The following is a 10,189-nucleotide window of genomic DNA, read 5'->3' on the forward strand; positions in this document are numbered from 1 at the left end:
CCATGCCCACCCCTCGCCGCAGCCGCGCCGCCATGAGCGCGGACACCACCGAACGGCTGATCGCCGTCGCCCGCCACCAGTTCGCCGAAAAGGGCTTTGCCGCCGTGGTGATGGACGAACTGTGCGCCGAGGCCGACCTCACCCGCGGGGCCCTGCACCACCATTTTGGCGGCAAGGCTGGGCTGTTCACCGCTGTGGTGCAGCACCTGCTCGAGGAGATCAACCAGGCGATCGATGCCCGCTACGCCACTCATGACGACCCGTGGGAGGGCTATATCGACACCTGCCTGTACTACTACGACCTGCTGCACGAGCCGGCCTTGCGCCGCATCCTGCTGCAAGACGCCCCCGGGGTGCTCGGCCCTCGGCTGCGCGAACTGGAGGAAGCCAGCTACATCGGGCCCATGGCCCAAGGCCTGGTGGAGTTGCAGCAGGCCGGCAGGCTGCGCGCCTTCGACGCCGTGGCCATGGCCCACCTGATCAATGGCGCGATGGGCGACAGCGGCATGTGGGTGATTGCCCAGGACGATCCGCAGGCGGCGGCGGAGCGGGTCAAGGGGGCGTTGCGCTGTTTGCTGGAGGGGTTGCAGGTTTGAGCGCTTACTCATCACTACAGGGGTAAGCGCCGCTCCCACACGGGGAAACGCACAGCCTATAGGATCTTGCACGAAACAAAATGTACTAACTTGTTAATTAGCTTGCTAAGGGCTTAAACTTCTCGCATTCCACCTGCGAGATCCCTGGCATGAAAGACTCACCCCGCGCCTCCGGCGCCTCAACCTTCATCCTGGTCGGACTGGGCGTCGTCATCGCCCTGCTCGGCCTGCTCCTGGCCGCCGGCGGCGTCAAGCTGGCCGGCCTGGGCGGTTCCTGGTACTTCCTGGTCGGCGGCCTGGCCATGGCCATTGCCGGGATCCTCATCGCCCGTCGCAAGCCCGCTGGCGCCTGGCTGTACGCGCTGTTCCTCGCCGGCACCGCGATCTGGGCCGTGGCCGACACCGGGCTGGCGTTCTGGCCGTTGTTCTCGCGGCTGTTCATGTTTGCCGCCATCGGCCTGGTGGTGGCGCTGGTGTATCCGCAACTGGTCCGACGCCCGGCGCGTGGCGCCTATGGCGTCGCCGGCCTGCTGGGCGTGGCGCTGGTGATCGCCGCCGGCAACATGTTCGTCGCCCATCCCAGCGTCGCCCCCACCGGCAAGGGCCCAGGCCAGACGCCGGTGGAACCCGGCCAGCAGCAGAAGGACTGGGCCCACTACGGCAACACCGAGGGCGGCAGCCGCTTCGCCGCGCTGGACCAGATCAACCGAGGCAACGTCGACCAGCTCAAGGTGGCCTGGACCTACCACACCGGTGACGTCGCCCTCAGCGACGGCAACGGCGCCGAAGACCAGCTCACCCCACTGCAGGTAGGCGACAAGGTGTTCATCTGCACCCCGCACAACAACCTGATCGCCCTCGACGCCGACACCGGCAAGGAACTGTGGAAGAACGCCATCAACGCCCAGTCCAAGGTCTGGCAGCGCTGCCGCGGCCTGGCCTACTTCGACGCCAGCGCGCCGATCGCCCAGCCGACCCAGCCTGACAGCACGCCGGTCAGCGTGAGCAGCGTGCCGGCCGGCGCCAACTGCCAGCGCCGCCTGCTGACCAACACCATCGATGCCCGCCTGATCGCGGTCGATGCCGACACCGGCGCATTCTGCGAAGGCTTCGGCGACAACGGCCAGGTCGACCTCAAGGCCGGCCTGGGCAACGTACCGGACTCGTACTACCAGCTGTCCTCGGCACCGCTGATGGCCGGCACCACCGTGGTGGTCGGCGGCCGCGTCGCCGACAACGTACAGACCGACATGCCCGGCGGCGTGATCCGTGGCTTCGATGTGATCACCGGTGCCCAGCGCTGGGCCTTCGACCCGGGCAACCCGCAGGACCGCGAAGCCCCGCAAGGCGCCCGGACCTACGTGCGCAGCACCCCCAACAGCTGGGCGCCGATGTCGTACGACCCGGCGATGAACACCCTGTTCCTGCCGATGGGTTCCTCGTCCACCGATATCTACGGTGTCGAGCGCAACAAGCTTGACCACACCTACGGCGCCTCGGTGCTGGCACTGGACGCCACCACGGGCAACCAAAAGTGGGTGTACCAGACCGTGCATAACGATCTCTGGGACTTCGACCTGCCAATGCAGCCGAGCCTGATCGACTTCACCAAAGACGACGGCAGCACCGTGCCCGCCGTGGTGATCGGCACCAAGGCCGGGCAGATCTACGTGCTCGACCGCGCCACAGGCAAGCCGCTGACCCAGGTCGACGAAGTCCCGGTCAAGCCGGGCAATATCCCTAACGAGCCGTACTCGCCGACCCAGCCAAAGTCGGTGGGCATGCCGCAGATCGGCGCGCAGACCCTGACCGAATCGGACATGTGGGGCGCCACCCCGTACGACCAACTGCTGTGCCGCATCGACTTCAAGAAGATGCGCTACGACGGCCTGTACACCGCGCCGGGCACCGACCTGTCGCTGAGCTTCCCCGGCTCGCTGGGCGGCATGAACTGGGGCAGCATTTCCACCGACCCGGTGCATGGCTTCATCTTCGTCAACGACATGCGCCTGGGCCTGTGGATCCAGATGATCCCGTCGCAGAACCAGGGCGCGGCGGCAGGCGGCGGCGAGGCGCTGAACACCGGCATGGGCGCGGTGCCGCTCAAGGGCACGCCGTACGCGGTGAACAAGAACCGCTTCCTGTCGGTGGCCGGTATTCCGTGCCAGGCGCCGCCGTTCGGCACCCTCACCGCCATCGACATGAAGACCCGGCAGATCGCCTGGCAGGTGCCGGTCGGCACCGTCGAGGACACCGGCCCTCTGGGCATCCGCATGCACCTGCCGATCAAGATCGGCCTGCCGACCCTGGGCGGCACCCTGTCCACCCAGGGCGGCCTGGTGTTCATCGCCGGCACCCAGGACTTCTACCTGCGCGCCTACGACAGCGGCAACGGCAACGAGATCTGGAAGGCCCGCCTGCCGGTCGGCAGCCAGGGCGGCCCGATGACCTATGTGTCGCCGAAAACCGGCAAGCAGTACGTGGTGGTCACCGCCGGCGGCGCGCGCCAGTCGACCGACCGTGGCGACTACGTGATGGCGTACGCCCTGCCGTAATCGCGTCGCCTGCATCGCCGGCAAGCCGGCTCCCACAGGGTCCATGCACTCAGTGTGGGAGCCGGCTTGCCGGCGATGAGGCCCTTTCAGACAACCCGAGACTCCGCAATGTCATCCGTTTCACGCCTCACGCCCACCCTGCTTCTTGCCCTCGCCAGCACTGCTGCATTCGCCGCCGACAATACCCTGACCGGCGACTGGGGCGGCCTGCGCCACCAGCTCGCGGCAGACGGCATCACCTTCACCGGCGACTACAGCGGCGAGACCGCCTACAACGCCCATGGTGGCCTGCACCGTTCGGCCCGCTACTCGCAGAACCTCAAGCTGGGCGTGCAGTTCGACCTGTCGAAGCTGTACGGCCTGGACAACGGCGGCAAGGTCCAGCTGACTATCAACGACCGCCGTGGCAACAGCGCTTCAGACGACCTGGTAGGCAACCGCCTGCCGATCCAGGAAAACTACGGCGGTCTCTACACCCGCCTGACCGAACTGAGCTACGAGCGCAACCTGTCGCCCGCGCTCAACCTCAAGCTTGGCTACATGGCCATGGGCAACGACCTCGGCGGCCTGGACAGCGGCATCCTGTGCAACTTCATGAACGCCGGATTCTGTGGCCACCCGCTGAACATGTCCGGCGGCAGCGGCTGGACCAACTACCCCAACGCCCACCTCGGCATACGGGTGAAATATGACCTCGCGCCCGACTGGCAACTGCGGCTGGCGGCGTTCAATGTCGACCCCGAGAGCAACGGCAATGCCAGCCGCGCCTGGCACCTGGGACCCAAGCACACCACCGGCACCGTGGTCCCGGTGGAACTGGTGTACAAGCTGCGCGGTGAACTGCCGGGCGAATACAAGCTCGGTTACTACTACGACAGCTCGAACGTGAAGCGCATCGGCAGCAGCGAGGAAGTCGCCGGTCGTGGCGGACATTATCTGCTGGTCGACCAGGCCGTGTGGAACGACCCGGCATCGCCCGGGCGCAGCCTGCATGCCTTCGGCCAGTACTCGGCCTCGAGCAAGGCCGCCTCGCCATTCACCCGGTGGTACGGCGCTGGCGTGGTGCTGTACCAGCCGTTCGCAAGCCGGCCACGGGATACCGTTGCCCTGGGGTATGGCCGCGCGGTACCGAACCCACGTAGCCGCGATGTGCTGGAAGAGGCGGCCGTCGATGCCGGGCAACCCTTCCCGAACCTCGACAGCGCCGAGCAACTGGTCGAGCTGAGCTATGGCTACCAGGCCACCGCTTGGCTGAACCTGCGCCCGGATGTGCAGTACATCGTCGAGCCGGGAGCGTTTTCCGGGAAGGACATCGACAATGCGCTGATATTCGGCTTGCAGGTCAAGGCGACGTTCTGAAAACAGGCCTGGCGGGCTCTGGAGGAGCGCCTAGCTTTTTCCTGCCTAGCAACCACATATTTACTAATTTCCCCGCCCCGCACCCTGTCCCAGTATCTGGCGCAACTACAACAACAAAGAGCGGGGAACTGTCATGAGTGCAAGTGCGTCCGTGCCTGCCAGCGTGCAGCACGATCAAGCCGGTTTTCGCCGGGTCCTGGGGCTGGGGTCGCTGCTGGCGGTGGCCGTGGGCCTGGTGGTGTCGCAAGGGGTGATGGTGATGATGCTGCAGGGGGTTGGTGCCGCCGGCCTGGGCTTCATCGTGCCGTTGGGGCTGGCCTACCTGCTGGCCCTGAGCTACGCCTTTTCCTTCTCCGAACTGGCCCTGCTGGTGCCCCGTGCCGGCAGCCTGTCGAGTTACACCGAGGTGGCGCTGGGGCACTTCCCGGCGATCCTGGCGACCTTCTCCGGCTACGTGGTGGTGGCCATGTTCGCCCTGTCGGCCGAACTGCTGTTGCTCGACCTGATCGTCGCCAAGGTCTACCCCGGGGTGTTCCCGCAATACTCGGTGGCCTTCGGCGTGCTCGCGCTGTTCACCGGCCTGAACCTGATGGGCATCGACATCTTCGCCAAGCTGCAGAGCGCCATGGCCGTGGTCATGGTGATCGTGCTGCTGATCCTCGGCGTCGCCGCGATCAGCGAAGGTCATGCCGAAGGGGTCACCACCACGCTGCTGCGGGGCGAGTGGAACCCAATGGGCGCCGGGGTGCTGGCCCTGACCGCCATGGCCGTGTGGGGCTTCGTCGGCGCCGAGTTCGTCTGCTCGCTGGTGGAGGAAACCCGCAAGCCCGAACGCAACATTCCGCGTTCGATGATCATCGGCCTGACCGTGATCTTCGCCACCATTGGCCTGTACGGCCTGGGTGCATTGTTCCTGGTGCCCCGCGAAGCCCTGAGCAGCGATGCCCTGCCCCATTACCTGTTCGCCACCACGGTGTTCGGCAAGACCGGCGAGGTGTTCCTGGTGATCGCCGCGGTGACCGCCACCTGCAGCACCCTCAACACCTCGCTCGCGGCCATTCCGCGCATGCTCTATGGCATGGCCTGCAATGGCCAGGCGTTTCCCCAGTTCAAGCAGCTCAGTCCGCGGGCGCGCACGCCCTGGGTGGCCGTGCTGTTCGTGGCGGCGATCACCGGCCTGCCGATCCTGCTGATGGGCCAGGACGCCGCCGCGATCAACCTGCTGCTGCTGGCCGCCGCCCTGGCCTGGCTGCTGGCGTACATCATCGTGCACCTTGACGTGATCGCCCTGCGGTTGCGCTACCCGCATCTGCCGAGGCCATTTCGCACCCCGCTCTATCCGCTGCCGCAGCTGTTCGGCATCGGCGGGATGCTGTATGCGATCTGGCATGCCTCGCCCAGCCCGGAGATGAACCTGAAGGTCTTCGGTACGGCAGGGATCGTGCTGGCGGTGGTATCGCTGATCGCGCTGGTCTGGATCAAGGGCGTGATGAAGAAGCCGTTGTTCAGGCCCGAACCGCTTTAGCGATAGCGGACCAAGCACGCCCCGTCATGCCGAAGAGGCGCGCTTGGCCCGATAGCTGCCCGGACTCTGCCCGGTCCACTTCTTGAACGCCCGGTGAAACGCGCTGGGTTCCTGGAACCCGGTGTGCTCGGCGATCTCGGCGATGCTCAGGTGGCCTTCGCGCAAGAGTTCGAAGGCCATCGCCCGGCGTACTTCGTCCTTGATCTGCTGGTACGAGCGCCCCTCTCGCTCCAGCTGGCGGCGAAAGCTGCTGGCGCTGAGCCGCTGCCGTTCAGCCATGGCGTTGAGCGTCGGCCACTGCCCGTAGTGGCGGGCGCGCAAGTGGCGATAGACCTCGGCCACCAGGCCGTTCTGGTTGCGAAAGCGGATCACCAGCCCTTGCGGCGCGCTGCGCAGAAAACCCTTCAGCGCCGTCAGGTCCTGCACCACCGGCAAGCGCAGCCAGGCGCTGTCGAACTCCACCTCGGTGCGTCCGCTGCCCAGGCGCAGGTCCGGCCCCCAGAGCAGCGCGTCATCCTCCTGCGCCGGGCGCCCCAGGGCCAGCTCGGTGCGGTCGATGGCGATGCGCCGACCGGCCAGCCAGCACAGCAGGCCGATCACCAGGACCAGGTAGGTTTCCTCGGCATAGACCCGGGTCAGCGGGTCGGCGATGTTCGATTGCACGCTGATCACGGTGCGCGCACCGCGCACCGTGACACTGCCGTTCAGGTCGCGCAAAAACAGGGCGAAACTGCCCAGGCACTGACGCAGCGCCTTGCCCAGGGTCGGCTCCTGGATCAGCCCGCGGCAGATCAGGGTGAAGCTGCCCAGGGGCATGCCATGGCTGTCGAGGCGGAAGAACTCATCGTGCAGTTCGTCGATCAGCGCCAGCCACAGTTGGGCGAACGCCTTGGCCGGTACCCGCGCCAGCGGCTGGGACAGCACCTGCGGGTCGATGCCCACCGCCCGCAGGTGGGCATCGCGCGCCTGTGGCCGCTCACGCAAGGCGTGAAGCATGGCATTGAGGAAGTACACCGCGACCGTATCGCTATCGCGCATGGCAGAAGTCCGCTGTCTATGCTGAGTGGCAAAAAATGCCAGGTTGACTGAACAGATCCGGCATAGGCCGCCTGAGTGCCTTTGCCTAGACTCGATCCACCCCGGGAGGGTGCGGCCGCCATTCTCGCAGAGCCACTCCCACCCCGCCACGCCTTCGCAAACGGAGCCCCCCATGAGCAGCACAGAAATCTTCGTCGTCAGCGCGGTACGTTCGGCCATCGGCAGCTTCGGCGGTTCGCTCAAGGACCTGCCCCTGGCCGACCTCGCCACCCAGGTGACCCGTGCCGCCATCGAGCGCTCGGGCGTCGCCGCCGAGCAGATCGGCCATGTGGTGATGGGCAACGTGATCCCCACCGAACCACGCGACGCCTACCTGGGCCGGGTCGCGGCGATGAACGCCGGCATTCCCAAGGAAACCCCGGCCTTCAGCGTCAACCGCCTGTGCGGCTCGGGCCTGCAGGCCATCGTCTCGGCCGCCCAGGGCCTGCTGCTGGGCGACAGCGACATCGCCCTGGCCGCCGGCGCCGAGTCCATGAGCCGCGGCCCCTACCTGCTGCCGCAGGCCCGCTGGGGCGCGCGCATGGGTGACCTGCAGGGTATCGACTACATGGTCGGCATCCTCCAGGACCCGTTCGAGCACTTCCACATGGGCATCACCGCCGAGAACGTCGCGGCGGCCCACGGCATCAGCCGCCAGATGCAGGACGAGGTCGCCCTGACCAGCCAGCGCCGCGCCGCCCGGGCCATCGCCGAAGGCCGCTTCGACGGCCAGATCGTGCCGATCGAGATCAAGACCCGCAAAGGCCCCGTGCAATTCGCCGTGGACGAGAACGTGCGCGGCGACGCCAGCGCCGAACAGCTGGCGGCCATGAAGGCGGTGTTCAAGAAGGACGGCACCGTCACCGCCGGCAACGCCAGCAGTATCAACGATGGCGCCGCCGGCCTGGTCCTGGCCACCGGTGACGCCGTGCGCCGCCAGGGCCTCAAGCCGCTGGCGCGCATCGTCGCCTACGCCCACGCCGGTGTGGAACCGGCACTGATGGGCCTGGGCCCGATCCCGGCCACGCAGAAGGTGCTGGAAAAAGCCGGCCTGAAGGTCGCCGACCTGGACGTGATCGAGTCCAACGAAGCCTTCGCCTCCCAGGCCTGCGCCGTGGCCCGCGCCCTGGGCTTCGACCCGGAGAAGGTCAACCCCAACGGCTCGGGCATCTCCCTCGGCCACCCGGTCGGCGCCACCGGCGCGATCATCGCCACCAAGGCCATCCATGAACTGCATCGCGTCCAGGGCCGCTACGCCCTGGCCACCATGTGCATCGGCGGCGGCCAAGGCATCGCCGTCGTCTTCGAACGCGTCTGAAAGGAGTCAGCAACATGAACATCGAACACATCGCCGTGATCGGCGCCGGCACCATGGGCAACGGCATCGCCCAGGTGTGCGCGCTGGCCGGCTACCAGGTCCTGCTGGTGGACGTCTCCGACGCCGCGCTGGAGCGTGGCGTGGCGACCCTGGGCAAGAACCTCGAGCGCCAGGTCGGCAAGGGCACCATCGACGCCGACAAGGCCAGCGCCGCCAAGGCCCGGATCCGCACCAGCACCGATTATGCCCAGCTGGCAGACGCACAGCTGGTGATCGAGGCGGCCACCGAGAACCTCGCCCTCAAGCAGCGCATCCTGCAGCAGGTGGCCGCCAACGTCGGCGCCGAGTGCCTGATCGCCACCAACACCTCGTCGCTGTCGGTCACCCAGCTGGCGGCCAGTATCGAACAGCCGCAGCGTTTCATCGGCGTGCACTTCTTCAACCCGGTGCCGATGATGGCGCTGGTCGAGATCATCCGCGGCCTGCAGACCAGCGATGCGACCTACGCCCAGGCGCTGCTGGTCACCGAGAAGCTCGGCAAGACGCCGATCACCGCCGGCAACCGCCCAGGCTTCGTGGTCAACCGGATCCTGGTGCCGATGATCAACGAGGCGATCTTCGTATTCCAGGAAGGCCTGGCCAGCGCCGAGGACATCGACACCGGCATGCGCCTGGGCTGCAACCAGCCGATCGGTCCGCTGGCCCTGGCCGACCTGGTGGGCCTGGACACCTTGCTGGCGATCATGGAGGCCTTCCACGAGGGCTTCAACGACAGCAAGTACCGCCCCGCCCCGCTGCTCAAGGAGATGGTTGCCGCCGGCTACCTGGGGCGCAAGAGCGGTCGTGGCTTCTTCACCTACTGACGGAGTCGCGCCATGCCCCCGGTCAACGCGGCGCTGCGCTGCGCCAATTTCGAGGAGCGGCGTGACCGGGCCATGGCCCTGTTCGCCGAGAAAGGCTTCGGCCAGGTCAGCATGCGTGAGCTGGCGGCGCACGTGGGCTTGACCGCGGGCTCGCTTTATCACCATTTTCCCAGCAAGCAGGACCTCTTGTACGACCTGATCGAAGAACTGTACGAGGAGTTGCAGGCCACCCTGGACCTGGGCCGTCGGGCGCGGGCCCAAGGGCGGCCGGTGCTGGCCTGCCTGATTGCCGCGCACTGGCAGTTGCATGGGGAGCGGCCGTTGCAGTTTCGCCTGGCCGAGCGGGATTTCTGCTGCCTCACCGGGGAGCAGCAGGTGCGCCTGGCGGGCTTGCGGGAGCGCTATGAAACCGGGCTTTTACGGTTGATTGCGCCGCAGGCGCGGTTGGGCGCGCAGGCACTGGCGGCTAGCGGGCATGTGCTGGCTACGCTGTTGAATCAGTTGCCTGGGATGTTGCGGGGGAAGGGGCTGGGTGAGGTTGAGGGGGTTGGGTTGATGGAGAGTTTGGTGGTGGGGGCTGTGGAGGGGGCTTTGGGGTAGGGTTCTGGTTCTGGTTCTGGCTCTGGCTCTGGCTCTGGCTCTGGCTCTGGCTCTGGCTCTGGCTCTGGCTCTGGCTCTGGCTCCTTGGTGATTGTTTTGGTTTTTGCATGCGCATTTGTAGGAGATAGCGACATTTAGTCACCTTTCCGCCTTTACGGCGGCCTACTTTTCTCGTGGGAAAAGTAGGCAAAACCGTTCCGCTCCGTTCATCCGGCCCCTGCGCTTCGCTCCGGGGTTCCCTCGCTCCGTTCTTGCTCCCGGGAGGACCGCGCTGAACGCCCCATCCTGGGGCGCAG

At 66.8% G+C, this 10,189-nt stretch carries 8 protein-coding genes; 7 read left to right on the forward strand and 1 reads right to left on the reverse strand.

Annotated elements, in window-relative coordinates; genetic code table 11:
• Positions 1–2: 2 nt before the first annotated feature.
• The 4 genes from AC25ND_RS23265 (at position 3) to AC25ND_RS23280 (ending at position 6,035) form a co-directional block, all read left to right on the forward strand.
• Complete coding sequence (locus AC25ND_RS23265; RefSeq protein WP_062363304.1) at positions 3–596, forward strand: TetR/AcrR family transcriptional regulator; 594 nt, start codon at positions 3–5, stop codon at positions 594–596.
• 149 nt (positions 597–745) lie between these two features.
• A complete protein-coding gene (locus AC25ND_RS23270; RefSeq protein ID WP_186595724.1) occupies positions 746–3,151 on the forward strand; it encodes a glucose/quinate/shikimate family membrane-bound PQQ-dependent dehydrogenase in 2,406 nt (801 codons plus the stop codon).
• A gap of 108 nt (positions 3,152–3,259) precedes the next feature.
• Positions 3,260–4,510, forward strand: a complete 1,251-nt coding sequence (locus tag AC25ND_RS23275; RefSeq protein ID WP_028690704.1) for a carbohydrate porin — start codon at positions 3,260–3,262, stop codon at positions 4,508–4,510.
• Between the two features lie 133 nt (positions 4,511–4,643).
• Complete coding sequence (locus tag AC25ND_RS23280; RefSeq protein ID WP_486976604.1) at positions 4,644–6,035, forward strand: APC family permease; 1,392 nt, start codon at positions 4,644–4,646, stop codon at positions 6,033–6,035.
• Positions 6,036–6,059: 24 nt separating this feature from the next.
• Here the strand turns inward: AC25ND_RS23280 and AC25ND_RS23285 are convergent, their stop codons facing one another.
• On the reverse strand, positions 6,060–7,073 hold the full coding sequence (locus AC25ND_RS23285; protein WP_486976605.1) for an AraC family transcriptional regulator: 1,014 nt from the start codon (positions 7,071–7,073) through the stop codon (positions 6,060–6,062).
• Between the two features lie 172 nt (positions 7,074–7,245).
• Between AC25ND_RS23285 and AC25ND_RS23290 the strand changes: the two genes are divergently transcribed.
• From AC25ND_RS23290 to AC25ND_RS23300, 3 genes are read left to right on the forward strand one after another with little or no spacing between them, the layout of a single operon-like run.
• Positions 7,246–8,430, forward strand: coding sequence for an acetyl-CoA C-acyltransferase family protein (locus AC25ND_RS23290; RefSeq protein WP_028690701.1), 1,185 nt, complete (start codon positions 7,246–7,248; stop codon positions 8,428–8,430).
• A 14-nt stretch (positions 8,431–8,444) separates the two neighbouring features.
• Entirely contained in the window at positions 8,445–9,293 is an 849-nt protein-coding gene (locus AC25ND_RS23295; protein ID WP_028690700.1) for a 3-hydroxybutyryl-CoA dehydrogenase, read from the forward strand.
• 12 nt (positions 9,294–9,305) lie between these two features.
• Positions 9,306–9,893 (forward strand): TetR/AcrR family transcriptional regulator, encoded by a 588-nt coding sequence (locus AC25ND_RS23300; RefSeq protein WP_062574332.1) that lies wholly within the window; start codon positions 9,306–9,308, stop codon positions 9,891–9,893.
• Positions 9,894–10,189 lie beyond the last annotated feature (296 nt).

The sequence above is a fragment of the Pseudomonas sp. P110(2024) genome, assembly GCF_057480795.1.

Coding starts and splice junctions, on each gene's coding strand:
- AC25ND_RS23285 (WP_486976605.1), bottom strand. CDS start 7,073: ATGCGCGATAGCGATACGGTCGCGGTGTACTTCCTCAATGCCATGCTT.
- AC25ND_RS23265 (WP_062363304.1), top strand. CDS start 3: ATGCCCACCCCTCGCCGCAGCCGCGCCGCCATGAGCGCGGACACCACC.
- AC25ND_RS23275 (WP_028690704.1), top strand. CDS start 3,260: ATGTCATCCGTTTCACGCCTCACGCCCACCCTGCTTCTTGCCCTCGCC.
- AC25ND_RS23295 (WP_028690700.1), top strand. CDS start 8,445: ATGAACATCGAACACATCGCCGTGATCGGCGCCGGCACCATGGGCAAC.
- AC25ND_RS23280 (WP_486976604.1), top strand. CDS start 4,644: ATGAGTGCAAGTGCGTCCGTGCCTGCCAGCGTGCAGCACGATCAAGCC.
- AC25ND_RS23290 (WP_028690701.1), top strand. CDS start 7,246: ATGAGCAGCACAGAAATCTTCGTCGTCAGCGCGGTACGTTCGGCCATC.
- AC25ND_RS23270 (WP_186595724.1), top strand. CDS start 746: ATGAAAGACTCACCCCGCGCCTCCGGCGCCTCAACCTTCATCCTGGTC.
- AC25ND_RS23300 (WP_062574332.1), top strand. CDS start 9,306: ATGCCCCCGGTCAACGCGGCGCTGCGCTGCGCCAATTTCGAGGAGCGG.